The organism is Paraburkholderia sp. BL18I3N2, assembly GCF_003001875.1.
GTDB lineage: Bacteria > Pseudomonadota > Gammaproteobacteria > Burkholderiales > Burkholderiaceae > Paraburkholderia > Paraburkholderia phytofirmans.
In genome coordinates, this window is sequence record NZ_PVNC01000016.1 from 113,241 (window position 1) to 138,992 (window position 25,752).

Genomic DNA, 25,752 nt, shown 5'->3' on the forward strand with positions numbered 1-25,752 from the left:
CACCGGCGCGCTCGCCATCGTCGCCGATTCAGCGCTGTGAAGTCTCACGCGTACAACCGGCGCGCGCTCAGGTGCATGCCGGAGTCAGGTCTGCAAATGCTCATTCTGCCCAGTGAAGCTTCGATCGAGATGCCGCGATTTGGGCAGCGCGATATGTTGCCATTGCTGCGGACGATTATTGTCCGTGGCGGCAACATCCGGCGCCGCCGGGGCGACGGGTGCTGCGTTGGCGCGTTCGGCAAGACTATTGGCGTTCGTGCTGTCCGGCGCGGTGTGAACCGGCGCGGCGAAACACGAGGCTGACAGCGTCACCATGGTCAACAGTGTCGAGGTTTTCATCCCGACCTCCTAAGCTCATGCGGCGCTGACAGTTGAGCAAGCGCTGTGCCGTCCCCGCGTCGAAAGGACGGCGCATGCTCCGCGCGGTGTGGCCGAGGTATCGCGATCGGCGGCTAACGCGCATCTTCCATCTTATGCGCGCAAATTCGTCTGAGCGCGCACGTTTGCGGCAAAACCGTATTGTCGATTTCAGATGATGGCAGAAACGCGGCAACAGCGCAGCAGCGTCATCGCGAACGGTCGTGCGCCGCCGATGTTGCAGCGCGGCGTACCACGGTTCAACGCAGCACGTCGAAACGCGTCCACGGCCACGAAGGCCGATCGCGCATATAGCCGTTCAGCCAGTTCCACTGCGGATGCCGCTTCATGAACGCCTGCGCGTCGAACGGCCGCCCGCAAGGGTGGCCCCAGCGCGCGCTGAACGCCATCTCGCGCGCCATTTCGCTGTCGACCACTTTGCCGTCATTCGCGCCCCACGGATTGAACGGCCCGTGATCGGTGCCGCCGAAGCGCGCGTCGTCCAGTTCCAGATGCCCGCAGATGGTGCGCGAGCATGGGTTGTCGTTACGGTCGAGATAGACGTCGTGATGATCGGCGATCATCTCCTTGGCCAGCTCCACATCGATCTTGCCGCGATGCATTTCCTCGAGTTGCATGAAGCGCAGGCGCCGCGCGCCGTTCTTGCGCACGTCCGTATAGTCTTCGCCTTCGCCGAGGCATTCCTGATTGCGGATCTTCAGGTCGGTCGCGGTGTTATAGCCGCTGTAAAAACCGTCCTTGGTGCTCTCGAAACCGGAGAAGTGCAGGCCGAGTTCGTAGCGCGCGATCTCGCCGGTCTTGGCGTCGCCCAGCAGCCAACTGTTCGCATAACCGCCGTTATTGGCGATCGCGAACATTTCACACCATTCGCCGATGCTGTTCGCGTACTGCGACGCGCGCCGCGAGCGGTAGAACTCGGGCGCGCCCGCCGCGTTGTAGCCTGCGAAGTTGGAGATGGTGGTTTCCGTCACCATCAGCCCGGCGGCGGTGACCCAGAAATCCGTGAGACTGGAAATGCAGCCGGGCAAGCCTTGCATGAGGATGCGGTTGCCCTCGTCGGGCACGATGTCGAAGATCACGTTGAATGCGTCGCCGGCGGCGTAGCGGTCCCACGAGTTGTGCGCCATCACGATGCGGCCGTCGCGGGTTGCGCGGCCGGTGGCGATGAACGCGCTGCAGTGGTGCCCGCGCCGTCCGCGCCACGGCTTCACGCCGAGGTTCGGCTGCTTCTGCGACGCGTGGGTCGGCCACCAGCTTTGCAGCAGATCCATGTAGCCGTTCCACGCCAGCACTTCGGCGAACGGCAGCTTCGCGCCGTCGGCGATGCCCTGGATTTCGTCGGCGAATTCGGTGTCGAGTTTGTTGGCGAACTGCGAGACCGCGGCGTTGACGAAGGTGTCGAAATCTTCGCCGGTGTCCCATTTCGCGAGGTAGCGGGCGGTGTGGATCGCGTTGCGGATTTCATTGGCGAGCAACTGGCCGTGCTGCTCGCCGCGATCGTAGGGTTCACCTTCGATATGCAGGAAAATCCAGCCTGCCTGGTCGCGGCGCACGGCATCGAGGGACGGTTCGCTCATCTTCGCTCCGATCGAAGGGCGGGCGTCTCGGCGCGCCCGTTCTGGCGTAACGCGCGCTGTCGGCGTGAGCCGCAGCGGTCTGTCCATTGTAGAGAATTTGCCGCGCTTTGCACGGGCCCCAAAGAGACCGCGGGCGCGGCCTGGAGGCGGATTGAGCGCGGCGCCTAACGCGTCGGATTCATGCGGAAATAGGCGTCGAGCAGCGAGGTTTTGTAGACCACGCCGGCGAGCGTGGGGTGCGCGGCGCTCTCGATCACCGGCAGGCGTTCACCCTGAAACGCGAGGAAGTGCTGCAAGGCTACGCCGAGAGGCATGTCCGGCGTGAGCACGTCGAAATGCGGCTGCAAATAGTTCGCCGCGGTCTTCGCGGAGGTGTCGCTGCCGTCGAGCAGATCCGATGTGATGTCCTTTAAAGCGACCACGCCCAGAAACGCGCCTGACTCGTTCGCCACGTAGAGATACTTCACCGGATATTCGAGGAACACGCGTGTCATGTCCTGCACGGTCGCGTTGGGCGGCACGACGGTTTCGGCGGGGCGGATCAGCTCACGCATCTGCGTGGCGCGCAGTCGCGAGCGCTCCTGTTCCTCCTGATTGCGGCGCAGCGTGATTTCGTACATGGAGTTCTTGCCGATCGCGCGCGACACGAAATAGGCGACCACGCACGAGAGCATCAGCGGCAGCACGACCTGATAGCTGAGCGTCATCTCGAAGATCATCAGGATCGCCATCAGCGGCGCCTGGGTCGCGCCCGCCAGAAACGCGCCCATGCCGACCATTGCGTACGCGAACGGCGCCGACGTGCCGTGCGGCCACAGCGCGTGCATGCCCTGGCCGAACAGCGAGCCGACTACCGCGCCGACGAACAGCGTCGGCGTGAACACCCCGCCGACCGCGCCGGAGCCCGCCGTAGCCGCCGTGGCGACGAGCTTGAACACCAGCACGAGGACGAGCGCGGTCCACGTCCACGACGAATGCAGGATCGCGTTGACGACGCTGTAGCCGTTGCCCCACACCTCGGGCGTCCAGACCGACAGAATGCCGACCACCAGGCCGCCGAGCGCGAGCCTGACGGGCAACGGCACCGGCAGTTTGCGAAAGCTTTGCTTCGACACGTCGAGGAGCCGCAGAAACTGCGGCGCGGCCGCGCCGCACAGCGCGCCGAGCGCGACGAACAGCAGCACCTCCAGGCCGGCCACCGGCGGAAACACCGGCATTTCGTACGGCGGCTTGTAGCCGGCGAACTCACGCATCGTGATATTGGCGACCACCGCCGACACCACCACGGGCCCGAAGCTTTCCATCGCGATCGAGCCGAGCACGATCTCGGTGACGAAAAACGCGCCCGCGATCGGCGCGCTGTACGCAGAGGTGATCCCGGCCGCCGCGCCGCAGGCCACCAGCAGGCGCAGCCGCGGCGGATCGAAATGCACCCAGCGTCCGATCAGCGAACCGGCGAGCGCCGCAAGTTGCACCATCGGACCTTCGCGGCCAATCGACCCGCCGCTCGAAATCGTGAACAGCGACGACACGCTGCGCCACATGCTCAGCTTGACCGGCACGACACCGTCGCCGATCGCGACCGCTTCCATGTAATCGATGTGATTGCATTTGTCCTCGTAACGCCGCGCGATCAGCAGAAAGAAGCCCGCGATCAGGCCGCCTGCCGCGGGCAGCCAGATCCGCACGGTCCACGGCAAGCCGCGCGCCATTTCGACGAAACTGCCGGACTTGCCGACGATCGCGAATTGCAGCAGCGCGATGGCTTCGCGAAAGGCAATGGTCGCGAACGCGCCCGCGACGCCGACCACGACCGACCAGATCAGCATCGTGTGGGCGTCGGAAAGGCGGAACAGATTTTGGGCGCGGGTGCGCAGCTTCAGCAGGAATGAAAGCACGTCGACGGTACGGGTCGTGAAAGTGGGTTGATCAGCGCGCACGGTAACAGCATCGCGCCCGCTTTGGACGGCGGGCGCGAAACATTGAGTGAACGCGGGAAGAAGGCGCGGCTCAAGTCGCCGCCTTGTCGAGTTCCGGGTAGTGCCGGAAAATGCAGGCCTCGTTGTGTTCGATGCGCCGCTCGGACTGCAGATACGCGGCGATGTTCGGCCGTTCGACCACCGCGTCGTGCAAGGCGGCGAGCCGCGGGTAGTGTTCGCCGAAACGCTTGAGCGCGCGGGGAAACGCGTACAGCAGGCCGTCGATCAGCTGGAACATCGACAGGTCGACGTAAGTGAGCGTGTCGCCCACCATGAACTGATCGCCGGCCGGATTCTGTTTGAGCACGCGTTCGAAGTACGACATGAACTTCGGAATGCGGTTGTCGATGAAGTCGTGTGCCCGCACTTTGGCGGCGTCTTTCTGGTCTTCGTAGTACAGCGCGCTGGCGAGCGGGTGATGCGTGTCGTGCGCCTCGGTGACCATGTCCGCGATGGTCAGTTGCAGGCCGTTGGCCACATAGCGCAAGCTCTCCACCGAGGGTGCGAGGTTCAGCCGCGGGCCGAGATAGAACAGAATGTTGGCGGTCTGCGCGATCACCAGGTCGCCGTCTTTCAGAAACGGCGGCGCGAACGGCGGATAAGGCTCGTCCTTGCTCTTCATCACCGACATCATCGTCCTGGTGCCCAGACCTTCCGATGCTTCGCCGCGTGCCACTTCCACGTAGTCGGCGCCGGCTTCTTCCAGCGCGAGCCGCACGAATTCGCCGCGGCCCTGCAGGCCGTCCCAGTAGTAAAGTTCCAGGCTCATCGATCGATCCTCATTCCGGTTGCATTGACACAGACGCGAAGACGGGGCGCAACGCGGCGCCCGGCAGCGGACCGCCTAAGCATGCTGCATGGGCTGACAACGGCAGCAACCAGTATGCCGTGCGAGCGGGCAGGTCGGGTCTCCAGAATGCGCAAAACCCCGCACGCGGCGGGGTGGGTTTGAAGGCGAGGGCGGCTTAGCCGAACAGGTGCTGGACAGTCCATGTAACTCCGAGTCCGCCGGCAATCAGCCACACATACAGGATGAAGCCGGTGGTCAGCGCGCGGGGGCCGGCCTGACGGATCTGCGCAATACGCGTTTCGATGCCGAGCGCGGTCATGGCCATGGTCAGCGCGAAGGTGTCCAGCGTGTTGAGCGTGCTGGTCGCGGTTTCCGGCAGCACATGCAGCGAGTTGATCACGACGAAGGCGAGAAAGCCGACCGCGAACCACGGAATCGCCAGCTTGCGCGGCGCGTTGCCGTGGGCGCCGTCCTGCGCGCCGGCCGCGGCCGAATCGCGCCGCGCCGAACGGTTCACCCACATGCCGACCATCAGCAGCACCGGCACCAGCAACATCACGCGAGTCATCTTCACGATGGTGGCAATGTGCGTCGCTTCAGGGCTCACGTTGCTGGCCGCGCCGACCACCTGCGCTACTTCGTGGATCGTGCCGCCGAAAAACAGGCCCGCGCCGACCGTGTCCAGATGCAGCCAGCCTGCCTTGAAGAGAACAGGGTAAAGGAACATGGAGAGCGTGCCGAACAGCACCACGCTGCCTACGGCCATCGCGCTTTTATGCGGCTTCGATTGCAGCGTCGATTCGAAGGCGAGCACGGCGGCGGCGCCGCAGATCGCGCTGCCCGCGGCGGTCAGCAAAGCGGTGTCGCGATCGAGCTTCATGATCTTCATGCCGGCCCACGTGCCGATCACGAGCGTGCTGACCACGATCAGAACCGATTCCGCAAGGCCGGGCACGCCGACCTGAGCGATTTCCTGCAGGCTGACGCGCAGCCCGAAGAAGGCAACGGCGATGCGCAGCAACTTGCGCGCCGAAAAATTGACGCCGGCCGCCCAACTGGCGGGCATGCCGTCGCGCAGCGCATTGCCGTAAATGGCGCCGCCGACGATGCCGACGATCAGCGGGCTCAAGCCCAATCCGGCGATGGCGGGAATCGCCGCGATGCGCGTGACGGCAGCGGCAAACAGCGCGACGAACAGAACGCCGTTGAGCTGCCCGCGGGTGGAAAACCCGGCGGGCGTCGTACTGGCGGCGGTGAGATGAGCGGTGGACATGGAGCAGCCCTTTTCTGTGACTGACGAAGATTCGATGGGGCTAATCCTAAATTAGAGATATCGATATGAAAAATCATGATTTAGAATGTAAGGTATCGCCTCAGCCGATACTTCAGCCTCCATGACCCCGGATCAACTTATAACTTTCGCTGCCGTCGCCGAACATCGCAACATCAGCCGGGCGGCTGTGGCGCTGCATTTGTCGCAGCCCGCCGTGTCCGGCCAGTTGCGGCAGTTGCAGGACGAATTCGGCGAGCCGCTCTATCAGCGTGACGGCCGCGGCGTGCGTCTCACGCCCGCGGGCGAGCAGCTCGCCAGCTACGCCACGCGGCTGCGCGACACCTGGCGGCAGGCGCATGCGTACCGCGACGCCTTGCGCGGCTTGGAGCAGGGCACCTTGCGGATTGGGGCGAGCACCACGCCCGCGAGCTACCTGCTGCCGTATCTGATCGCCGACTTCCATCGCCGCTATCCGGACGTGACGCTGCATACGGCCGACGGCAACACCACGGAGATCGTCGGCGCGCTCGATTCAGTGGACATCGCGATGATCGAGGGGCCGGTCGGCGTGGATCTGCCGCCGGACACCGCGGTGCACTCGTGGCGCGAAGACGAGATCGTCGCGATCATGCCGCGTGCGCATCCATTGGCGCAGTTGGCGGAGGTGGCGCAGGTGGGCGAGGGCGGCCAGGCGGGGCTGGCGGCTTTCGGCGAATATCCGTTGGTGTTGCGCGAGGCGGGCTCGGGCGTGCGGCAGATCGTCGAGCGGGCGTTCGCGCGGGCCGGCGTGCCGATGCGCGTGGCGCTGGAGATTGCGGGCGTCGAAGGCGTGAAGGAGGCGGTGCGCGCGGGCATGGGCATCGGCTTTGTGTCGGCCATGTCCATGCGGCATGAGGACCGCGCGCTGTGCCTGCTGTCGCTCGGTCCTGAGCCGCTCACGCGGCGCCTGTCGATTCTGGTGCCGCATGCGAGCGCGCCGTCGCGGGTGGTGGAGCAGTTTCTCGCGCTGTGTCTCGCGGACGAGCCTTGAGTCTTCGGCGCTGGCAGCCGGCGCACCGCGTGCGGGTGGTTTGGCGCAAAAAACGCGTCACGGTCTGGCGCCTAGCCTGTGACCGTCGCCGCTCGGCCTGTGGCTCCAGGCTAGCGCCCTTGTAGCCGCCGGCCGCCGGACGAATTTCCCAGTGAAAGCGTCCAAGTGGCCAAGCCGGGCCGCAAATCCCACACCGTGCCAAGCCGCGCCTGGGGATTTCCACTATGGTGCATGACGGCGCCCTCGGCGCACTATTCGGGCATCGGAAGCGCCTCGGCGCTTTTTTTCGAAGTGCATTTGGAACCGGTTCCAAATGCCAATGACGAGACAGATTTGAGCGAATTCGACATGGCTGATGCAGTGGACGTGGTGATCGTCGCAAGCGCATTCGGGATGGACGCGGTCCGCACGGACGGTCATTTGAAGTGGGCGCAAGCGAGCAAACAGGCCGGCGCGGCGGGTTTCGAAGTGCGCCGCGAACTGTTCGCCGACGAAACCGACGCCGCGCCGCACAACCTGCGCGAACTCGGCAGGCAAATCGCGGAATTGGGCTTGTGGTCCGTGTATTCCACGCCGGCTTCGCTGTACACGGCGCAGGGCAAGCTCGACGCCGAAGCGTTGCGTCTCTCGATCGAAGAAGCGCTCGCGCTCGGCGCGCGTTTCGTGAAGTTGCAACTCGGCGGTTTCGCCACCGACGCCAATGCCGCCGTGATCGCCGATCACATGCGCTGCGCGGAACTGCGCCTCGTCGTCGAAAACGGGCAGTTAGCCGAGGGCGGTTCGCTCGCGCAGTTCACCGGCCTGTTCGACGCGTTGGCGCGCGAAGGCCACGCGGATGTGCTCGGCATGACCTTCGACATCGGCAACTGGGCCTGGCGCGAGGTGATGCCGCTCGACGCAGCCGCGCCGCTGGCGGCGCATGTGGACTACATCCATTGCAAAACTACGGTGGGCGAGGGCGCACGACGCTTTCCCGCCGCCCCTGCCGCCGACGACGCGCAGTTCGCCGCGGTCCTCGACAAGCTGCCGCGTCATGTGCCGCGCGGCATCGAGTTTCCGTTCGATGCGAGCCGTACCGACGCGGACGCGGCGCATTACGTCGCGTGGCTGGCCGCCGCGTGAGCGGCATGTGGAACCTGAGAGATAGAAGCGGCACCGGGAAAAGCACGCGGCAGCAAGCACGCGGCGAACGGGTCGCAGCAATGGAAAGCGGCGTGGGAAGCGGCAAACGGAAGGCAGCTACCGGAAAGTAGCGAACGGCAAGCAGCAAACGGAAAGTAGCAAACGGAAAGTAGCAAACGGACAGAGGCAAATGGAAAGCATGAATGCTGTGCGCAAAGCGGTAGGCCCAAACGACACGCCGCCAACCTGACGCTGCAAACCGTAAGCGACGACCACCCACGCAAAACACGCAAAACACGCAGCAAAAAGGATCACGCAGGAGCGAAGCATGAGCAAGACAACCGCAGCACTCGATGTCATTACCTACGGCGAAGCGATGGCCATGTTCGTGGCCGCTGAAACCGGCCCGCTCGCGGGCGTCGGGCAGTTCACGAAGCGCGTCGCCGGCGCCGATCTGAACGTGGCGATCGGTTTGTCGCGCCTCGGCTTCAAGGTCGGCTGGATGAGCCGCGTCGGCAACGATTCGTTCGGCCAGTACGTGCGCGACACGTTGACGAAAGAGGGCATCGACCAGGGCTGTGTCACGACCGACGAGCGCTATCCGACCGCCTTCCAGCTGAAGTCGAAAAACGACGACGGCAGCGACCCGGCGATCGAGTATTTCCGCAAGGGTTCGGCGGCGAGCCATCTGTCGCTGGCCGACTATGCGGCCGACTACGTGCTGCAAGCGCGCCACCTGCATCTGACCGGCGTGGCGCCCGCGATTTCGGCGAGTTCGCGCGAACTCGCGTTTCACCTGGCGCGCGAAATGCGTGCCGCCGGCAAGACGATTTCGTTCGACCCGAACCTGCGTCCGACGCTGTGGCCGTCGCGCGCCGCAATGGTCGAAGGTCTGAATGCGCTCGCCGCGCTGGCCGACTGGGTGCTGCCCGGCATCGGCGAAGGCGAGATTCTGACCGGCTATACGCAGCCCGAGGACATTGCGAAGTTCTATCTGGAGCAGGGCGCGCGCGGCGTGATCATCAAGTTGGGCGCGCAGGGCGCGTACTTCCGCACCGCCGACGATGCCGCCGTGATCGCTGGTCAGCCGGTTGCGAAAGTCGTGGACACGGTCGGCGCGGGAGATGGATTTGCCGTCGGCGTGGTCAGCGCTTTGCTCGAAGGCAAGTCGCTGCCGCAAGCGGTGGCGCGCGGCAACCGCATCGGCGCGCTGGCGATTCAGGTGATCGGCGATTCGGAAGGGTTGCCGAGCCGCGCCGAACTCGACGCGTTGGAAGCGGCGCAAGTGCCGTCCGTCGCAGCCGCGGCCTGACGACCGAAAGGACCGAAAGGACCGAAAGGACCGAAAGGACCGCGCGGCTCGCAAGACCGCAAGCCGCGTTGAACCAAGCCGCTTCGATAACAGCAAGAGCGCTCGAACAGAGCGCCCCAAGACCGTCCATCATTGTTTCGGGAAGCCGTCCAAGGAGACACCCCATGACTTCATCGCTTGCGATTCGCCGCTGGTGGACGATCATGCCGATCGTATTCATCACCTACAGCCTCGCTTATCTGGATCGCGCGAACTACGGTTTCGCGTCGGCCGCCGGCATCAACCAGGATCTCGGCATCAGCAAAGGACTGTCGTCGCTGATCGGCGCGCTGTTCTTCCTCGGTTATTTCTTCTTCCAGATTCCCGGCGCGATCTACGCGGAACGCCGCAGCGTCAAGAAGCTCGTGTTCTGGAGCCTCATTCTGTGGGGCGCTTGCGCGTCGCTCACCGGCATGGTCAGCAATATCCCCTCGCTGATGGTGATCCGCTTCGTGCTCGGCGTGGTCGAAGCCGCGGTGATGCCGGCCATGTTGATCTTCATCAGCAACTGGTTCACCAGGAGCGAGCGCTCGCGCGCCAACACTTTCCTGATTCTCGGCAATCCGGTGACGGTGCTGTGGATGTCGGTGGTGTCGGGCTATCTGGTGCATTCGTTCGGCTGGCGTCATATGTTCGTCGTCGAAGGCGCACCCGCGATTCTCTGGGCCGTGTGCTGGTGGTTCATCGTGAAGGACAAGCCGCAACAGGTGTCGTGGCTCACGCAGCAACAGAAGGACGACCTCGCCGAAACGCTGCGCGCCGAGCAGGCCGCGATCAAGCCGGTGCGCAACTACAGCGACGCGTTCAAAACGCCCGCGGTGATCAAGCTGTGCGCGCAATACTTCTGCTGGAGCATCGGCGTGTATGGTTTCGTGCTGTGGCTGCCGTCGATCCTCAAGAACAGTTCGACGCTCGGCATGGTCGAAACCGGCTGGCTCTCGGCGCTGCCTTATCTCGCCGCGACCATCGCAATGCTTGCAGCTTCGTGGGCATCGGATAAACTCAACCGCCGCAAGGTATTCGTGTGGCCGTTCCTGCTGGTCGGCGCGGTCGCGTTTGCGGCTTCGTACGCGCTCGGCTCCACGCATTTCTGGCTCTCGTATGCCTTGCTGGTGATCGCCGGCGCCGCGATGTACGCGCCGTATGGCCCGTTCTTCGCGATCGTGCCGGAACTGCTGCCGAAGAACGTCGCGGGCGGCGCAATGGCGCTGATCAACAGCATGGGCGCGCTCGGTTCGTTCGTCGGCTCGTACGTGGTCGGCTACCTGAACGGCGCGACCGGTTCGCCCGCCGCGTCGTATGCATTCATGAGCGTGGCGCTCGTCGCCGCCGTGATTCTGACGCTTATAGTCAAACCGCAGCAGCAGGAAACCAGCAGCGCGGCCACCGCTCGCCACACCGTCGCAAGGAAAATAAGCTGATGAAGAAGATCGTCGCCTGGAAGTCGTTGCCCGAAGACGTGCTCGCCTATCTGCAACAGCATGCGCAAGTCGTGCAGGTCGATGCCACGCAGCACGACGCGTTCGTGGCCGTGCTGAAAGACGCGGACGGCGGCATCGGTTCTAGTGTGAAGATCACGCCGGCGATGCTCGAAGGCGCGACGCGGCTCAAGGCGCTCTCGACCATCTCGGTGGGCTTCGACCAGTTCGACGTGGCCGATCTCACGCGCCGCGGCATCGTGCTCGCGCACACGCCGGACGTGCTGACCGAGTCCACCGCGGACACGGTGTTCTCGCTGATTCTCGCGTCGGCGCGGCGAGTGGTCGAACTCGCCGAATGGGTGAAGGCGGGGCACTGGCAGCACAGCATCGGCCCGGCATTGTTCGGCGTCGACGTGCAGGGCAAGACGCTCGGCATCGTCGGGCTCGGGCGGATCGGCGGCGCTGTGGCGCGGCGCGCGGCGCTCGGCTTCAACATGAAGGTGCTGTACACCAACCGCAGCGCGAACCCGCAAGCCGAAGAGGCGTACGGTGCGCGGCGCGTCGAGTTGGCGGAGCTGCTCGCCACGGCGGATTTTGTCTGCCTGCAAGTGCCTTTGACGCCGGAAACGAAGCATCTGATCGGCGCGGCCGAGTTGAAGTCGATGAAGAAAAGCGCGATCCTGATCAACGCCTCGCGCGGCGCGACCGTCGACGAAAAGGCGCTGATCGAGGCGCTGCAGAATGGCACGATCCACGGCGCCGGTCTCGACGTGTTCGAAACCGAACCGCTGCCGGCCGACTCGCCGCTGCTGAAGCTGGCGAATGTGGTCGCGTTGCCGCATATCGGTTCGGCGACCCACGAAACCCGTCACGCGATGGCGCGTAATGCGGCGGAAAACCTGGTCGCCGCGCTCGACGGCACGCTGACCAGCAATATCGTCAACCGCGAAGTGCTTTCTAAATGAGCCTATCGATGAGGAGCCGATGAGCACCACGCCGCGCCGCGCGACGATCACCGACGTCGCGCGCGAAGCCGGCACCGGCAAGACCAGCATCTCGCGCTATCTGAACGGCGAGATGAGCGTGCTGTCGCCGGAACTGCGCGCGCGCATCGAGGCCGCGATCGCGCGTCTCGACTATCAGCCCAACCAGATGGCGCGCGGCCTCAAGCGTGGCCGCAACCGCCTGATCGGCATGCTGCTCGCCGACCTCACGAACCCCTACACGGTCGAAGTGCTGCAAGGCGTGGAAGCGGCATGCCACGCGCTCGGGCTGATGCCGCTGATCTGTCACGCGGCGAACGAAGTCGAGATGGAGCGGCGCTATCTGCAACTGCTCACCACGTACCGGGTCGAAGGCGTGATCGTCAACGCGCTTGGCGTGCGCGAGGAAACGCTGCGGCCGGTGGGCGGCGGCGGGATTCCGGCGGTGCTGGTGGACCGTTCGGTGGATGGGCTCGTCACGGATATGGTCGGGCTCGACAACCGGGCGGCGGCTGAACTCGGTACGCGGCATCTGCTGGACAATGGTTTCGACGATATCTGGTTCGTGGTTCAGCCTTTCGAGCAGGTCAGCTCGCGGCAGCTGCGCGAAGCGGCGTTTCGTGAGGCGATGAGTGCTCAAAGCGAGCAACGCGGCAAGAGCGCCGCGCGCGGTCACACGCTGGTGCTCAACCTCGCGGCCGCAGACGAGGTGGCGCGCAGCCTCGCCGAACTGGATCGCGCGATCGACGCAGCCGCTGAAACGAGCGACGCCGCCACCACCGGCAACGCCGCGCGCATCGCCCTGTTCGCGGCGAACGCGCCTGTCGCGCTATGTCTCGCCTTGCATCTGAAAGCGCGCTACGGCGCCGACTGGCAAGCCCGCGTCGCGCTGCTTTCCATCGACGACCCCGACTGGGCCGAGCTGACCGGCGTCACCACGATCCGCCAGCCGACCTACGAGATCGGCTACCGCGCGGTCGAGTTCCTGCACGAACGCATCGAAGGCGTTCAGACCGCCGCGCGCGACTGTCTTCTGCCGGGCGAATTGATCGTCCGCGCCTCCACTTTGCGCTGAATTCCCGCCGATCTGCGATCATTCGGGCTGCGGCGCGCAGCGGGTGCGCGCCGGACATCGCAAGGAAACTCATGGTTGTAGCACCGCTTACCCTCTCGAGCCTCGCCCTCGCGACGCTGCTCGTCGCCGCTTTACCCTTCCTGATCTACCGCCGACTGCGCCGGCCGCTCGCGCTCAAGCCGCGTGACGCCATCACAGGCATCGCCGTGTTCGCGCTGTTCGCTATGGTGATCGAACGCGCGCTGAACGACTACGTGCTGCATCGGAACGAAGCAACCGCGAACTTCCTGTCGAATCCGCTCGCCTTCGTGGTGTACGGCGCGCTGGCCGCGGGTATTTGCGAGGAAGTGGGGCGGTTTATCGGCATGCGGCTGTTGCTCAGGCGGGCGGCGGCGAAGGCCGGCTCCACGTCGTTCGCGGCGGGCACGAACGACGGCACCGCGCTGACCTACGGCCTGGGCCACGGCGGCGCCGAAGCATGGCTCGTCGGCGTGCTGGTGCAGATTCAATGGATCCTGTTCGCGGTCTTCGAAAACCGCGGCCAACTGGACGGCTATCTGAGCAATTTGCCGACCGATTCGTTGATGCGCATCCACCTGATTCTCGCCAGCCTGACGCCGCAGACGGCGGGCATTTTCGCGCTCGAACGGGTGGCCGCGCTGGTGTTCCAGATCGGCTTGTCCGTGCTGATGTGGCGCGGCTTGCGGGCGGGCTGGCGCGGCATCCTGCCGCTCGCGATCGGGTTGCATGCGCTGGTGGATGTGCCCGCGGCATTGTTTCAGGCGCAGCTCGTGCCGCTTGCGGCGGTGGACGCCGTGTACGCAGTGGCAGCGGTGATCGTCGCGGGGTTGTTGTTCCGGGCGTACAGGCGTCCTGCGGTGGCCGCTTGATGGATGTTGTGCACGCGTGACGACGGCGTGAAGACTGGCTGAAGACCACGCGATAGGCGCATGACGGCTGCTTGATGGCGGCTCTGTGCACGCCCGACGACCGCGTCGCGACCAAGCAATAGCCACGCATAGCCGCATGACGGCGACTCGATGGCGCGCATGAAACGCGCTCCATCCTGAGCCGTCAACCGTTCTCTACAATCGGCCTCTTTTCAAGGCCACCCTTTCGGCACACTTCAATGGAAGAAGCTTACCAATACGACTGCGCCAATCCCGAGTTCGAGGAACTGGCGCGCGTCATCAGCGATCTGTTTCCCGAGCAGACGCAGTTCATTCAGCGCGCCGCGGAAGACGGCACGCCGACCTTGGCGATTCACTGGGTGGCGATGCGTTTCGGCTCTACCGCGCGCCGTATCGTGATGACCGTGGTGATCGCACCGGCCGCGTTGGCGCGTTACCGCACGTTGCCGGCGCGGCTGCGCGGCCGCAGTTTCGCGGTGCTGCGCGCGTATGTCGAAGCGAGCATCGGCTCGCTCGAAGAACAGTATGCGAACGGGGAAGCGGTGCCGCGCGATGTCACCGTGGACCTCGGCGACGAGTTCGCTTGATGCCCATGCGCAACCGGCTCAATCGGCGAGCCGGTAGACCTTCGCGAAACGGGCTGCCTGCACCACGCCGTAGTCGCCCGGCGCGTATTGCATGACCCAGTCGCCGGCGACGCCGCGCAGTACGTCGCCGCCGTTTGCCGAGCGCGCGAGCGTGAACGCCTCGTGCATCCGTTTGGCCAGCACGACGGCGGGGCGGTTGCGGTACGCGCCGGCTTCGCCATGGGAGACGGCGGCGTCGGCGGGAACGTATTTGGCGTCGAAGCGTGCGCGCGAGACGACCCAGCGGTCGCCCGTCGAGCCGGTGATCAGCGCGTCGCCGCGGACATAGCGGTTGGGGCCTTCGAGGCTCATCAGTTCGCCTTCGGCGGCGGCGAATTCAACGCTGACCGTTTCGTCTTTGACGACGCGGCAGGCGTCGGCGTCTTGACTCAGGTCGAGATTTTTCAGTTCGGTCATGAAGCGAGCAGGTGTGGAGAGTTTGACGGCCGCGCCCGACTTGAAGTCTTCGGGCCGCGTACGACTCGCATCATGCCAGATGCATCTGGCGACCGGTTTCTTTTGCGATGGATGGCGGCGCGGATCGTCTGTTTGCCGCCCGGAAATCGCAGGTGCGGGACGAACCGGACCGTGGTGTGGACGGCAGGAAAGTTCGACGTGCGGCAAGCGTGAGGGCGAACCTCTGCCGCACACGGAAAAAAATATCCGCCGCGCGCAGCGTGAACAACCGGCACTGCGCGCAAGCGGGTTTCTATACTTACGGCTTCACCGTGGCGTCGCTCGCCGGAGCAGGCGCGGCCTTGCCGCCTTTACCCTTGCCATGATGACCACGGCCTTCCACGCCGCCCGGCTGATGGAAGGTCACGTCAGCCAGCTTCTTCTGTTCCGGCGAGAAGCTGTTGTACAGCGGATCGAACGCATCGACGAGCTTCTTCATGCCGTCCGCATGCGCTTGCGCAATCGTCGCGTATTGCTTCATGTCGTCGAGCGCCGATACGTTGGTGGCGGCCCGGCGTTGCTGGAACAGTTGGCCCATCGTCTGGCCGTTGCCGCGCATCACGTCGGCGAATGCGTTCCACTGCGGTTCCTGCGCCGAGGTGATCTTCAGTTGCGAATGCAGGTAGGCGATGCGGTCTTCGACGTTGCGCTCATGGCCGGCCTTGCCGGCGGGTGCGGAAGCGGCGCTCACCGGTGCCGACGCCGGCGCGGAAGTTTGTGCGAACGCGCCGCTCATGGCGACTGCGGTGGCCAGCATTACCAGTGCTTTTTTCATCGAAACTCCTGATGTCTATTCGAATTGGGACAAGGCTTGCGAGCGAGCGGCGCGTACCGCGTTAGTCATGCGCGAGTCATGACGTTGCACGCCAGCCGGCTGCCCACTTTGCCGTCGCCGCTATTAGTATCACGATATCCCTGCAATGCGGCTCTTATGCGACAAACGCTTACAACCGAAACGAAAGGAAATAGCGGGTGGACAAATTCGTCAGCATGGAAATCTTCGTCGCCGTGGTCGAAGCAGGCAGCCTGACGGCGGCGGCCGAACGCTTCGACATTTCGTCGGCGATGGTGGGCAAGCATATCCGTTCGCTAGAAACGCGGCTCGCCGCGCGTTTGTTGACGCGCACCACGCGCCGGCAAAGTCTGACGGAGATCGGCCGGCAGTATTACGAGCAGTGCCGGCGCATTCTGGCCGACGTGAAAGAGGCCGAGTCGCTCGCCGAGGCGATGGCCGCCGCGCCGCGCGGCGTGCTCAAGGTGACGGTGCCGCTCACCTACGGCGTGGAAGTCTTTGCCCCGGCGATGACCGAGTTCCTGACCGCCTGGCCCGACATCACGCTCGAACTCGATCTGTCGAACCGTATCATCGACCTGGTGGAAGAGGGCTTCGACGCGTCGGTGCGCATTGGCCGCTTGCCGGATTCGAGTTTCGTGGCGCGGCCGTTGAAGCCTTATCGGATGCGCGCGTGCGCGTCGCCCGCGTATCTGGCGCGCGCCGGCACGCCGCATACGCCGGAGGATCTGATGCATCACGAGTGCCTGGGATTTCTGCATTGGGGCCGCGAAGGTCTGTGGCGTCTCGGCGGCGACAACGCGGATGAATGCCAATTGCGGGCCGGACGGTTTCGCGCGAACAACGGCCAGGCGCTCAAGGTGGCGGCGTTGCATGGCTTCGGGCTGGTGTTGCAGCCGGAGGCGCTGCTGGCGAGAGAGATTGCCAGCGGCGAACTGGTGTCGGTGCTGGAGGATTATTTGCCCGATGGCGCGCCGGTCCATCTGTTGTATCCGCGCGATCGCCGCGCCACGCCCAAGCTCACCAACTTCATCGATTTCGTGGTCGAACGGTTCGGTGTATGAGCCTGGCGGCGCATGCAATGTTGTGACGCGCAGAACGCCTGCCATTTCGTGACATCGCGTGCGATGTCACTCGGTGTGTTCACGGCGATCGACCCCGTGACTTCTCCGCTTTTCCATTTGCCGATAAAGACGCGCGATAATCCGCCTCACCTGAGCCACTTCCTTTTCCCTCGATGAGACCTCCGCGCCTCGACCAACTCGACGACCTCGACCGCAACCTCGTTGCGCTGCTGCAAGCGAACGCTCGCGAGAGCGTCGCCAACCTCGCTCGCCAGCTCGGCGTGGCGCGCACCACGGTGATTGCGCGCATTGCGCGGCTCGAACGCAGCAACGTGATCGCCGGGTACAGCGTGCGGCTCGGCCAGGACGTGCTCGACTCGAGCATCGTGGCTTATGTCGGCATCATCATCGCGCCGAAGCATGGGCCTGCCGTGCAGAAACGCCTCGGCAAGATGCCCGAGGTGCAGTTGCTGTGCGCGGTGAGCGGCGAGTTCGATTACGTTGCGTGGCTGCGCGCGGATTCGCCTGATCGCCTGAACGATCTGCTCGATCAGATCGGCGAACTGGAAGGCGTGGAGCGGACCACGACTTCGATCATTCTGGCGCGCAAGATCGATCGCGGCATGGTGTGAGCGCCGCCTGACGTTTACGCCATTTTTATACCTTTTCGACACATTGGCTGACTAGTTCGTCATAACGTCGAACCTCGTGGTCATACCGCAGCATTTTGCGCGTATAAACTGTTTTTGCTTCTCCCTAAACTGTTGCTGAAGGGTACAGCCCGCCGGGCGCCGCGCGACGAGCGCAGCGCACTTCCCAAAGCTGGTGACAGCACACAATAATCAGGAGAAGCCCATGAAAGTAGCCATCGTTGGCGCAGGTTTGATCGGTCACACCATCGCCCACATGTTGCGCGAAACCGGCGACTACGACGTCGTCGCATTCGACCGCGACCAGCACGCGCTCGACAAACTCGCCGCCCAGGGCATTCCGACCCACCGCGTGGATTCTGCCGATGCCGCCGCGCTGCGCGCCGCCGTGCAAGGCTTCGACGCGCTCATCAACGCGCTGCCGTATTACCTCGCGGTGAACGTGGCCTCGGCAGCCAAGGGCGCGGGCGTGCATTACTTCGATCTGACGGAAGACGTGCGCGCCACGCACGCGATCCGCGCGATCGCCGACGACGCCGATCACGCTTTCATGCCGCAGTGCGGTCTCGCGCCTGGCTTCATCGGCATCGCCGCGCACGAGCTGGCGAACCGCTTTACGGAAATCCGCGACGTCAAGATGCGCGTGGGCGCGCTGCCGGAATTCCCGACCAACGCACTGAAGTACAACCTGACGTGGAGCGTCGACGGTCTGATCAACGAGTACTGCCAGCCGTGCGAAGCGATTCGCGACAGCCGTACGCAGTGGGTGCAGCCTCTCGAAGGCCTCGAACATTTCTCGCTCGACGGCACCGAATACGAAGCCTTCAACACCTCCGGCGGCCTCGGCACGTTGTGCGAGACGCTGTCGGGCCGGGTCGAGTCGCTCGACTACAAGTCGGTGCGCTATCCGGGTCACCGCAACCTGATGCAATTCCTGCTCGAAGACCTGCGTCTTGCCAGCGACCGCGACACGCTCAAGACCATCATGCGCCGTTCGGTGCCCTCCACCGCGCAAGACGTGGTGCTGGTGTTCATCACGGTGAGCGGCATGCGCGACGGTCAACTGGTGCAGGAAGTCTTCACTCGCAAGATCTTCGCGAAGACGGTATGCGGCGTGCCGATGAGCGCGATCCAGATCACCACGGCCGGCGCGATGTGCGCGGTGCTCGATCTGTTCCGCGAACAGAAGCTGCCGCAGAAGGGTTTCGTGCGCCAGGAGCAGGTGTCGCTGCGCGACTTCCTCGCGAACCGCTTCGGCCAGTTGTATGAAGGGCAGGCGCTGGAGACGATGGCGACAGTCTGAAGGATCGGCACCGAGGGCCGTGCGACAACGCGGCGACACGCATGAAATGTCTGCCGCGAGCAGCTAGGAAGGCTTCGCAGAGAGCCGAGGAAACGCCCCGTTATTCGGGGCGTTTTCGTTTTAATTGATGCCGACGCGGCGCTACACAGGCACCGGCGGCATGAGCGTCGCCGCCCGCGGCTCGCCGACGATGCGCGCGAGCAGGGCTTCATAGTCCGCCGAGGCAGGCGCGGTATTGTCGAACATCAACAGGTCGTCGCGGATATCGCCGCTGGGCTCGAAACGGCGCTGCCGATACTCGTCCCAGTGCGCAAGCTTGTACGCGTCGTTCGGATTGGCGCGCGCGAGGATCCGCTGACGCGCCGTCTCTTCCGACGTAAAGACCCACACGACCCGCAGCGTCACGTCCGCGCCGACTCCTAGCCACGCGCGATCGAACAGCCGCCGCTCGCGTACTTCGCGCGAGAGCGGCCCGACCACGAGCGCGCTAATGCCGAGTTCGAGATTGTCGCGGGCGGTATCGAGCAGGCCGCGATATTCGGGATCGCGCAGATGCTGCAGGAACAGCGGGCTGTCGCGGTCGTTCGAATCGCCGGTCAGCATGGCCATGGCGGCCGCGCTGTAGCCGCCGTAGAGCGTATCTTTATCGAGCAGGCAGAACGGCGTCGCGCTCGCTTTCATCAGCGGGCCGTGCAGTTTCTTCGCGAGCGTGGTCTTGCCGGTGCCCGCGTGACCGCAGAAGAAAACCAGATGAGTCACGAAGGCGCGTCCTCGGGTGTGGCGGGTACGGCGCCGGCGCGTTGCGGATCGCGCGTGAACTTGTCGCCGGCCTCCAGCCACATCACGTTGATGATGCCGAAGCCCAACGCCACGCCGATGCCGAGAATCCAGGTGAAGTACCACATTGCAGTCTCCTTGGTCGTATGTCGGGCGAGGCCGGATCTGAAGCGTTGCGCACTATGGTCAGAGCGATGGCGAGATGCCGGCGGGCGAAGGTATGCGCTGGAACCGAGGGTAAATCCGCAACCCGGACCTTGCACGCCGTAGCCCACGGAACCGCCCTTTGCAGCGATCATGAAGAAGAACTCGGCGCCGTGCAAGAGGTCGCCGGGTCGGCCGTTCGGCCAGACTGGCGGAACGGGTGGGCGTTGCCATGATGCATGGCAAGGGTTGGGCAGTAGCAACGGGCAGCAGCAATCAGGATGGCCAGGCATCGTTCTGCATCCCGAGCAGAAAGAAGACACCCACAAGCAGGACCATAACCAACAGCACGGGAGACCTAGCGTGCCGACGCGTCCGGACCACCACCGCCAGTCCGCCCAGGTCGCATTGGCAAAGATGGGCGCGCTTGCCGCGCTGAGTCTCGGCGTGCTCTCCGGCTGCGCCTCGACACCCGCCGAGCCGGTTCCGCTTAAGCCGGTGCCGGCGTGGCGCAGCGTCCGCCGCGAGGCTTAACAATTCGATACATCGCCTTCACGCATAGCCCTTAACATGGCCACTAACGCAAACTCGTTCATGCAGATCCGCCGCCAGGCTTACGTATCGTAAGCGTTCGGCCGGTCTGTTCCGTTTTCAAGGTAATCCAACATGTTGATCAATTGCGCCGCCTATCAGGACGGCCGGAAACTGGCAGACATCGACATCGATAGCATCAGCGACTACGTGGCGCGGCCCGAGTGTTTCGTGTGGGTGGCGCTGAAGGACCCGGGCCCGGGCGAGCTGGCCGTGATGAAACACGAGTTCGGCCTGCACGAACTCGCGATCGAAGATGCGCAGAACGGCCACCAGCGTCCCAAGATCGAGGAGTACGGCGAGTCGCTGTTCGCCGTGATGCACACGGTGGAAATGGACGAAGAGGGCGAACTGCTGATCGGCGAAGTCGACGTGTTCGTCGGCGCCAATTACGTGCTGTCGGTGCGGCGCGGCACCCGCGCCGGCTTCCAGAACGTGCGTGCCCGCTGCGAGCGCGAGCCGCAACTGCTCAAGGAAGGCTCGGCGTTCGTGCTGTATGCGCTCGCCGACGACATCGTCGATCGCTATTTCCCGATCATCGAGGCGATGAACAGCGAGATCGAAGCGCTCGAAGACCGCATTTTCGACCGCAACAATTCGGCGGCGTCGCGCGCGATCATTCAGGATCTGTACTCGCTAAAGCGGCGCCTCGTGATCCTGCAGCACCATATCGCGCCGTTGCAGGAAGCCCTCAGCAAACTGACGGGCGGCCGCATTCCGAGCATCTGCGAAGGCATGCAGGCGTACTTCCGCGATGTCTACGACCACCTCGAACGGATCGTCAGGATCATCGACGGGCGGCGCGAAATGGTCGTCACCGCCGTGCAGGTCAACCTCGGCATGATTTCGCTGGCCGAGAGCGAGGTGACCAAACGGCTCGGTTCGTTCGCGGCGCTGTTCGCGGTGCCGACCATGATCGCCGGCATCTACGGGATGAATTTCCAGAGCATCCCCGAGCTGCACTACCAGTACGGCTATCCGATCTGCCTTCTGGTCATGCTGAGCGTCGACCTCGTGCTGTACTGGCGCTTCCGCAAGGCCGGCTGGCTCTGATGGCGGGCAGGGCGGCGTTCGGCGGCGCCGCTTCGCGCTTGCATCGCGCGCAATAAAAGTCCAGCATAGGCGGCCCGTCGGCCTGCGATCTTGCAGCCGGCGGTCAATCCGCCACGCACGGACCAAGCGAGGAACCTTGCCAGACGCCGCCTGCTGGCGCGCCAACACAGGGCGCCACTCCGATTCGACCAGGCGCACCGCTGCGCTGCGCGTCGCCACGTGCCGATGCACTGCAGCACCGCGCATCGTTGACAATCAGAATAGACTGCGCTGAGAATGGGCCTCGCAAACGTTTGCGCACTAATTAAAAATAAGGCTCCGTCGCGAGCCTGACAGACCCTGGAGATATGCATGAGCCAACGCATTCGCCGCCGCATCCTGACGGCCGCCGTCCTCGCTACCGCTACCGCCGCCTTGCCGTTTTCCTCCGCTTACGCGCAGAGCGCGCCCGCTCATAAGCCGAAGGTCGCGCTGGTGATGAAGTCGCTCGCCAACGAGTTCTTCCTCACGATGGAGACCGGCGCGAAGGACTATCAGAAGCACAACCCGTCGCAGTTCGACCTGATCACCAACGGCATCAAGGACGAGACCGATACGGCGAACCAGATCCGCATCGTCGAGCAGATGATCGTGTCGAAGGTCGACGCGATCGTGCTGGCGCCGGCCGACTCGAAGGCACTGGTGCCGGTCGTCAAGAAAGCGGTGGACGCGGGCATCATCGTCGTGAACATCGACAACCGGCTCGACCCGGACGTGCTCAAGTCGAAAGACCTGAACGTGCCGTTCGTCGGCCCGGATAACCGCAAGGGCGCGCAGAAGGTCGGCGACTACCTGGCGAAGAAGCTGAAGGCGGGCGACGAGGTCGGCATCATCGAAGGCGTGTCGACCACCACCAACGCGCAGCAGCGCACCGCGGGCTTCAAGGACGCGATGCAGACGGTCGGCGCCAAAGTCGTCTCGGTGCAATCGGGTGAATGGGAAATCGACAAGGGCAACGCGGTGGCGTCGGCCATGCTCAACGAATACCCGAATCTGAAGGCGCTCCTCGCCGGCAACGACAACATGGCGATCGGCGCGGTCTCGGCCGTGCGCGCGGCGGGCAAGCAAGGCAAGGTGCTGGTGGTCGGCTACGACAACATCAATGCGATCAAGCCGATGCTCAAGGACGGCCGCGTGCTCGCCACCGCGGATCAGTACGCCGCCAAGCAGGCCGTGTTCGGTATCGACACCGCGCTGAAGGCCCTCAGCGAACACAAGAAGCAGGCGGACCTCTCTGGCGTGGTGGAAACGCCGTGCGATCTGGTCACGAGGTAAGCATCGCCCGGTCAGTGCCGGGGTAGGTCGGGTACGCGGATTTGCGGCGCCGTTTCATGCTCCACGCTTGGCCTGCGCTCGCAAACCCGCGTCTATTCAACAAACGCTCAAGAAACCTGCCGCGCCGCCGTTAATTCCAGAGGTAAGCGTCATGACGGTGCCGCGCGACGGGAGGGTGCGTGGCTGTTAGCGCCTGCGCATTCCGCGTATTGGGCCGGCATGACACGAGGCGGAAGGGCCGCAACTTCATTCGAGCGAATCGCATGAGGTCTCGGCTGCCGCCCCGGAACCAGGATTGCGATGGATTCAACCGATCACGACGCCGTGCCCGCCGTCCTGTCTGTCAGCGGCATCGGCAAGACCTACGCCGAACCGGTGCTCGCCGACATTTCGCTGTCGTTGCGCGCCGGCGAGGTATTGGCGCTGACGGGCGAGAACGGCGCGGGCAAGAGTACGCTGTCCAAAATCATCGGCGGGCTGGTGGATCCGACCGCCGGCACGATGCAGCTCGGCGGCGTGCCGTATGCGCCGGCGAGCCGCACCCAGGCCGAGGCGCTGGGCGTGCGCATGGTGATGCAGGAGCTGAATCTGCTGCCGACCTTGTCGGTGGCCGAAAATCTGTTCCTGAACCGCTTGCCGCGGGCCGGCGCGTTCAGCTTCGGCTGGATCGACCGGCGCAAGCTGCGCGAAGACGCGCGCCAGGCGATGGCGCAGGTCGGGCTCGACGCGATCGATCCGGACACGCTGGTCGGCGAACTCGGCATCGGCCATCAGCAGATGGTGGAGATCGCGCGCAATCTGATCGACGACTGCCGCGTGCTGATCCTCGACGAGCCGACCGCGATGCTGACCGCGCGCGAAGTCGATCTGCTGTTCGAACAGATCGACCGGCTGAAGGCGCGCGGCGTGGCGCTGATCTACATCTCGCACCGGCTCGAAGAACTCGCGCGGGTGGCCGAGCAGATCGCGGTGCTGCGCGACGGGCGACTGGTGCACGTCGACGCGATGGCCAACCTGACCAGCGACGAAATCGTCACATGGATGGTCGGCCGGGAGCTCGGCGAGAGGATCGATCTGGGCGTGCGCAACATCGGCGCGCCGCTGTTGAAAGTGGACCGGCTGACGCGCGGCAAGGTGGTGCGCGAAGTGTCGTTCGAAGTGCGCGCGGGGGAAATTTTTGGCATCAGCGGGCTGATCGGCGCGGGCCGCACGGAGTTGATGCGGCTGATCTACGGCGCGGATCCGAAGGATAGCGGCACCGTTTCGCTGGCGGCAACGCCGGGCGCGCCACCCACGCCGGTGCAAATCGCTTCGCCTTCGGACGCGGTGCGCGCGGGCATCGCGCTAATCACCGAGGACCGTAAAGGCGAAGGCTTGCTGCTGCCGCAGCCGATCGCGGCCAACGTGTCGCTTGGCAATATCGGCAGCGTGGCGCGGCACGGCATCGTCGACGCGAAGCGGGAGAACGCACTGGCGCAGACGCAGATCGCGGCGATGCGGATCCGCACTTCCGGGCCGGGGCAGATTGTCGGCGAACTGTCGGGCGGCAACCAGCAGAAGGTCGTGATCGGCCGCTGGCTGGCGCGCGATTGCCGTGTGCTGTTATTCGACGAACCCACGCGCGGCATCGACGTCGGCGCGAAGTTCGATATTTATGGCCTGATGGGTGCGCTGGCCCGTGAAGGGCGCGCGCTCGTCGTGGTGTCGAGCGACCTGCGTGAGCTCATGCTGATCTGCGACCGGATCGGCGTGATGTCCGCGGGCAGCATGACGGGTGTGTTCGAGCGCGATAACTGGTCGCAGGATGCGTTGCTGGCCGCGGCGTTCGCCGGCTACCGCAGCCGCGAAGCGTTGCTGCACGCCGTCCCCGACACCAGCGAAGCAGGGAGTGCGTCATGAACGATCAACCGTTGCGGGAAGCATCGGGCGACAAGCCGGTAACAGGCAGCGGCACCGTCACGCCGCCGGCCGATCCGTCGGCGCCGCTTGCGAGCGGCAAGCCGGCCGGCACGCGGCTGGGCTTTTCGAATTACCTGGGGCTCGCCGGCGCGTTGCTCGGGATGATCGTGCTGTTCTCGCTGCTGAGTTCGCACTTTCTGACCTACGACACGTTCAGCACGATCGCCAACCAGATTCCGGATCTGGTGGTGATGTCGGTGGGGATGACCTTCGTGCTGATCATTGCCGGGATCGATCTGTCGGTGGGATCGGTGCTGGCGCTGGGCGCGTCGGTGGTGAGCGTGGCCGCGCTGAAGTGGGGCTGGGGGCCGTTGCCGTCGGCCGTGCTCGGCGTCGCCGCCGCGGCGCTGACCGGCACCATCACCGGCGCGGTGACGGTGGGCTGGCGGATTCCGTCGTTCATCGTCTCGCTCGGCGTGCTGGAAGCGGCACGCGGCATGGCGTATCAGATGACGAATTCGCGCACCGCCTATATCGGCGACGCGTTCGACTTCCTGTCGAACCCGATCGCGCTCGGCATCTCGCCGGCGTTCCTGATCGCGGTGGCGGTGATGGTCATCGCGCAACTGGTGCTCACGCGCACGGTGTTCGGCCGCTATCTGGTCGGCATCGGCACCAACGAGGAAGCGGTGCGGCTCGCGGGCGTCAATCCGCGGCCGTACAAGGTGATCGTGTTCGCGCTGATGGGCGCGCTCTCGGGGCTGGCCGCGCTGTTTCAGATTTCGCGTCTGGAAGCGGCCGATCCGAACGCGGGCCAGGGCGTGGAACTGCAGGTGATCGCGGCCGTGGTGATCGGCGGCACGAGCCTGATGGGCGGGCGCGGCTCGGTGATCAGCACTTTCTTCGGCGTGTTGATCATTTCCGTGCTGGCGGCCGGCCTCGCGCAGATCGGCGCGAACGAGCCGACCAAACGGATGATCACCGGCGCGGTGATCGTGGTGGCGGTGGTGCTGGATACGTATCGCAGCCGCCGCAAGCGGGCCTGACTGGCGCTACGCATCGTAAGCCGGCAGAGTAACGCAACCCAGGCAGTCGCAGCGTCATGAGTGGTAAAGCGTAAGAATTCTTGGATTGGGTCGGTCTTCGATGAAGACGTCCGGTGGGTCGCCAGGTGGCGCGGCCGGCGGGTAAA

The 25,752-nt window shown here is 64.7% G+C and carries 26 protein-coding genes; 17 read left to right on the forward strand and 9 right to left on the reverse strand.

Features of this window, described 5'->3' with window-relative positions:
- Nucleotides 1-84 precede the first annotated feature (84 nt).
- The 5 genes from B0G75_RS30410 to B0G75_RS30430 form a co-directional block, all read right to left on the reverse strand.
- Nucleotides 85-339 carry a hypothetical protein gene (locus B0G75_RS30410; protein ID WP_106284270.1) on the reverse strand — a complete coding sequence of 85 codons (255 nt, stop codon included), beginning with the start codon at nt 337-339 and terminating at the stop codon, nt 85-87.
- Between the two features lie 278 nt (nt 340-617).
- Nucleotides 618-1,955, reverse strand: a complete 1,338-nt coding sequence (locus tag B0G75_RS30415; protein WP_106313735.1) for a C45 family peptidase — start codon at nt 1,953-1,955, stop codon at nt 618-620.
- Nucleotides 1,956-2,119: 164 nt separating this feature from the next.
- Nucleotides 2,120-3,853, reverse strand: coding sequence for a ClcB-like voltage-gated chloride channel protein (locus B0G75_RS30420; protein WP_106313788.1), 1,734 nt, complete (start codon nt 3,851-3,853; stop codon nt 2,120-2,122).
- 112 nt (nt 3,854-3,965) lie between these two features.
- Nucleotides 3,966-4,703: a glutathione S-transferase gene (locus B0G75_RS30425; RefSeq protein ID WP_106313736.1), complete on the reverse strand. Its 738-nt coding sequence runs from the start codon at nt 4,701-4,703 to the stop codon at nt 3,966-3,968.
- Nucleotides 4,704-4,899: 196 nt separating this feature from the next.
- Complete coding sequence (locus B0G75_RS30430) at nt 4,900-5,997, reverse strand: YeiH family protein (protein WP_106313737.1); 1,098 nt, start codon at nt 5,995-5,997, stop codon at nt 4,900-4,902.
- 121 nt (nt 5,998-6,118) lie between these two features.
- Between B0G75_RS30430 and B0G75_RS30435 the strand changes: the two genes are divergently transcribed.
- The 9 genes from B0G75_RS30435 (at nt 6,119) to B0G75_RS30475 (ending at nt 14,477) form a co-directional block, all read left to right on the forward strand.
- On the forward strand, nt 6,119-7,027 hold the full coding sequence (locus tag B0G75_RS30435) for a LysR family transcriptional regulator (RefSeq protein ID WP_106313738.1): 909 nt from the start codon (nt 6,119-6,121) through the stop codon (nt 7,025-7,027).
- Nucleotides 7,028-7,375: 348 nt separating this feature from the next.
- Nucleotides 7,376-8,149, forward strand: a complete 774-nt coding sequence (locus B0G75_RS30440) for a TIM barrel protein (protein WP_106313789.1) — start codon at nt 7,376-7,378, stop codon at nt 8,147-8,149.
- Nucleotides 8,150-8,401: 252 nt separating this feature from the next.
- A complete protein-coding gene (locus B0G75_RS42075) occupies nt 8,402-8,548 on the forward strand; it encodes a DUF3223 domain-containing protein (protein ID WP_374956932.1) in 147 nt (48 codons plus the stop codon).
- Entirely contained in the window at nt 8,478-9,461 is a 984-nt protein-coding gene (locus B0G75_RS30450; RefSeq protein ID WP_106313739.1) for a sugar kinase, read from the forward strand. Before B0G75_RS42075 ends, B0G75_RS30450 begins: the two co-directional genes overlap by 71 nt.
- Before the next feature lie 164 nt (nt 9,462-9,625).
- Nucleotides 9,626-10,921: an MFS transporter gene (locus B0G75_RS30455; RefSeq protein WP_106313740.1), complete on the forward strand. Its 1,296-nt coding sequence runs from the start codon at nt 9,626-9,628 to the stop codon at nt 10,919-10,921.
- On the forward strand, nt 10,921-11,886 hold the full coding sequence (locus tag B0G75_RS30460; protein WP_106313741.1) for a D-glycerate dehydrogenase: 966 nt from the start codon (nt 10,921-10,923) through the stop codon (nt 11,884-11,886). The genes B0G75_RS30455 and B0G75_RS30460 overlap by 1 nt, the downstream gene beginning before the upstream one ends.
- Nucleotides 11,887-11,905: 19 nt before the next feature.
- A complete protein-coding gene (locus B0G75_RS30465; RefSeq protein ID WP_106313742.1) occupies nt 11,906-12,979 on the forward strand; it encodes a LacI family DNA-binding transcriptional regulator in 1,074 nt (357 codons plus the stop codon).
- 71 nt (nt 12,980-13,050) lie between these two features.
- Nucleotides 13,051-13,869 (forward strand): YhfC family intramembrane metalloprotease, encoded by an 819-nt coding sequence (locus tag B0G75_RS30470; protein WP_106313743.1) that lies wholly within the window; start codon nt 13,051-13,053, stop codon nt 13,867-13,869.
- A 239-nt stretch (nt 13,870-14,108) separates the two neighbouring features.
- A complete protein-coding gene (locus B0G75_RS30475; RefSeq protein ID WP_106313744.1) occupies nt 14,109-14,477 on the forward strand; it encodes a DUF3022 domain-containing protein in 369 nt (122 codons plus the stop codon).
- Nucleotides 14,478-14,495: 18 nt separating this feature from the next.
- Here the strand turns inward: B0G75_RS30475 and B0G75_RS30480 are convergent, their stop codons facing one another.
- Nucleotides 14,496-14,933, reverse strand: a complete 438-nt coding sequence (locus B0G75_RS30480; protein WP_106313745.1) for a PGDYG domain-containing protein — start codon at nt 14,931-14,933, stop codon at nt 14,496-14,498.
- A 298-nt stretch (nt 14,934-15,231) separates the two neighbouring features.
- Entirely contained in the window at nt 15,232-15,747 is a 516-nt protein-coding gene (locus B0G75_RS30485) for a Spy/CpxP family protein refolding chaperone (RefSeq protein ID WP_106313746.1), read from the reverse strand.
- Between the two features lie 197 nt (nt 15,748-15,944).
- Between B0G75_RS30485 and B0G75_RS30490 the strand changes: the two genes are divergently transcribed.
- From B0G75_RS30490 to B0G75_RS30500, 3 genes are all read left to right on the forward strand, one after another.
- Entirely contained in the window at nt 15,945-16,829 is an 885-nt protein-coding gene (locus tag B0G75_RS30490) for a LysR family transcriptional regulator (RefSeq protein ID WP_106313747.1), read from the forward strand.
- A gap of 173 nt (nt 16,830-17,002) precedes the next feature.
- Nucleotides 17,003-17,461 (forward strand): Lrp/AsnC family transcriptional regulator, encoded by a 459-nt coding sequence (locus B0G75_RS30495; RefSeq protein ID WP_012433266.1) that lies wholly within the window; start codon nt 17,003-17,005, stop codon nt 17,459-17,461.
- Nucleotides 17,462-17,684: 223 nt separating this feature from the next.
- Nucleotides 17,685-18,782 (forward strand): saccharopine dehydrogenase family protein, encoded by a 1,098-nt coding sequence (locus B0G75_RS30500; RefSeq protein ID WP_012433265.1) that lies wholly within the window; start codon nt 17,685-17,687, stop codon nt 18,780-18,782.
- 141 nt (nt 18,783-18,923) lie between these two features.
- On the opposite strand, the gene B0G75_RS30505 is transcribed toward B0G75_RS30500, so the two are convergent.
- Entirely contained in the window at nt 18,924-19,541 is a 618-nt protein-coding gene (locus B0G75_RS30505; RefSeq protein ID WP_106313748.1) for an ATP-binding protein, read from the reverse strand.
- Nucleotides 19,538-19,687 (reverse strand): cytochrome bd-I oxidase subunit CydX, encoded by a 150-nt coding sequence (gene cydX / locus B0G75_RS30510; RefSeq protein ID WP_106313749.1) that lies wholly within the window; start codon nt 19,685-19,687, stop codon nt 19,538-19,540. Before cydX ends, B0G75_RS30505 begins: the two co-directional genes overlap by 4 nt.
- Before the next feature lie 169 nt (nt 19,688-19,856).
- Between cydX and B0G75_RS30515 the strand changes: the two genes are divergently transcribed.
- From B0G75_RS30515 to B0G75_RS30535, 5 genes are all read left to right on the forward strand, one after another.
- Complete coding sequence (locus B0G75_RS30515) at nt 19,857-20,237, forward strand: hypothetical protein (RefSeq protein ID WP_106313750.1); 381 nt, start codon at nt 19,857-19,859, stop codon at nt 20,235-20,237.
- A 132-nt stretch (nt 20,238-20,369) separates the two neighbouring features.
- Nucleotides 20,370-21,347: a magnesium/cobalt transporter CorA gene (corA, locus tag B0G75_RS30520; protein ID WP_106313751.1), complete on the forward strand. Its 978-nt coding sequence runs from the start codon at nt 20,370-20,372 to the stop codon at nt 21,345-21,347.
- Nucleotides 21,348-21,698: 351 nt separating this feature from the next.
- Entirely contained in the window at nt 21,699-22,661 is a 963-nt protein-coding gene (locus B0G75_RS30525; RefSeq protein WP_106313752.1) for a sugar ABC transporter substrate-binding protein, read from the forward strand.
- Between the two features lie 300 nt (nt 22,662-22,961).
- On the forward strand, nt 22,962-24,560 hold the full coding sequence (locus B0G75_RS30530) for a sugar ABC transporter ATP-binding protein (RefSeq protein ID WP_106313753.1): 1,599 nt from the start codon (nt 22,962-22,964) through the stop codon (nt 24,558-24,560).
- Nucleotides 24,557-25,606 carry an ABC transporter permease gene (locus B0G75_RS30535; RefSeq protein ID WP_106313754.1) on the forward strand — a complete coding sequence of 350 codons (1,050 nt, stop codon included), beginning with the start codon at nt 24,557-24,559 and terminating at the stop codon, nt 25,604-25,606. Before B0G75_RS30530 ends, B0G75_RS30535 begins: the two co-directional genes overlap by 4 nt.
- Nucleotides 25,607-25,752: the final 146 nt, after the last annotated feature.

What these genes read in the sequence shown, in the direction of transcription:
- B0G75_RS30465 (WP_106313742.1), top strand. Translation starts at nt 11,906, where the DNA reads ATGAGCACCACGCCGCGCCGCGCGACGATCACCGACGTCGCGCGCGAA.
- B0G75_RS30470 (WP_106313743.1), top strand. Translation starts at nt 13,051, where the DNA reads ATGGTTGTAGCACCGCTTACCCTCTCGAGCCTCGCCCTCGCGACGCTG.
- cydX (WP_106313749.1), bottom strand. Translation starts at nt 19,687, where the DNA reads ATGTGGTACTTCACCTGGATTCTCGGCATCGGCGTGGCGTTGGGCTTC.
- B0G75_RS30450 (WP_106313739.1), top strand. Translation starts at nt 8,478, where the DNA reads ATGAGCAAGACAACCGCAGCACTCGATGTCATTACCTACGGCGAAGCG.
- B0G75_RS30500 (WP_012433265.1), top strand. Translation starts at nt 17,685, where the DNA reads ATGAAAGTAGCCATCGTTGGCGCAGGTTTGATCGGTCACACCATCGCC.
- B0G75_RS30440 (WP_106313789.1), top strand. Translation starts at nt 7,376, where the DNA reads ATGGCTGATGCAGTGGACGTGGTGATCGTCGCAAGCGCATTCGGGATG.
- B0G75_RS30410 (WP_106284270.1), bottom strand. Translation starts at nt 339, where the DNA reads ATGAAAACCTCGACACTGTTGACCATGGTGACGCTGTCAGCCTCGTGT.
- B0G75_RS30425 (WP_106313736.1), bottom strand. Translation starts at nt 4,703, where the DNA reads ATGAGCCTGGAACTTTACTACTGGGACGGCCTGCAGGGCCGCGGCGAA.
- B0G75_RS30460 (WP_106313741.1), top strand. Translation starts at nt 10,921, where the DNA reads ATGAAGAAGATCGTCGCCTGGAAGTCGTTGCCCGAAGACGTGCTCGCC.
- corA (WP_106313751.1), top strand. Translation starts at nt 20,370, where the DNA reads ATGTTGATCAATTGCGCCGCCTATCAGGACGGCCGGAAACTGGCAGAC.
- B0G75_RS30530 (WP_106313753.1), top strand. Translation starts at nt 22,962, where the DNA reads ATGGATTCAACCGATCACGACGCCGTGCCCGCCGTCCTGTCTGTCAGC.
- B0G75_RS30455 (WP_106313740.1), top strand. Translation starts at nt 9,626, where the DNA reads ATGACTTCATCGCTTGCGATTCGCCGCTGGTGGACGATCATGCCGATC.
- B0G75_RS30525 (WP_106313752.1), top strand. Translation starts at nt 21,699, where the DNA reads ATGAGCCAACGCATTCGCCGCCGCATCCTGACGGCCGCCGTCCTCGCT.
- B0G75_RS30485 (WP_106313746.1), bottom strand. Translation starts at nt 15,747, where the DNA reads ATGAAAAAAGCACTGGTAATGCTGGCCACCGCAGTCGCCATGAGCGGC.
- B0G75_RS30535 (WP_106313754.1), top strand. Translation starts at nt 24,557, where the DNA reads ATGAACGATCAACCGTTGCGGGAAGCATCGGGCGACAAGCCGGTAACA.
- B0G75_RS30435 (WP_106313738.1), top strand. Translation starts at nt 6,119, where the DNA reads ATGACCCCGGATCAACTTATAACTTTCGCTGCCGTCGCCGAACATCGC.
- B0G75_RS30415 (WP_106313735.1), bottom strand. Translation starts at nt 1,955, where the DNA reads ATGAGCGAACCGTCCCTCGATGCCGTGCGCCGCGACCAGGCAGGCTGG.
- B0G75_RS30515 (WP_106313750.1), top strand. Translation starts at nt 19,857, where the DNA reads ATGAAGAAGAACTCGGCGCCGTGCAAGAGGTCGCCGGGTCGGCCGTTC.
- B0G75_RS30430 (WP_106313737.1), bottom strand. Translation starts at nt 5,997, where the DNA reads ATGTCCACCGCTCATCTCACCGCCGCCAGTACGACGCCCGCCGGGTTT.
- B0G75_RS30495 (WP_012433266.1), top strand. Translation starts at nt 17,003, where the DNA reads ATGAGACCTCCGCGCCTCGACCAACTCGACGACCTCGACCGCAACCTC.
- B0G75_RS30480 (WP_106313745.1), bottom strand. Translation starts at nt 14,933, where the DNA reads ATGACCGAACTGAAAAATCTCGACCTGAGTCAAGACGCCGACGCCTGC.
- B0G75_RS30475 (WP_106313744.1), top strand. Translation starts at nt 14,109, where the DNA reads ATGGAAGAAGCTTACCAATACGACTGCGCCAATCCCGAGTTCGAGGAA.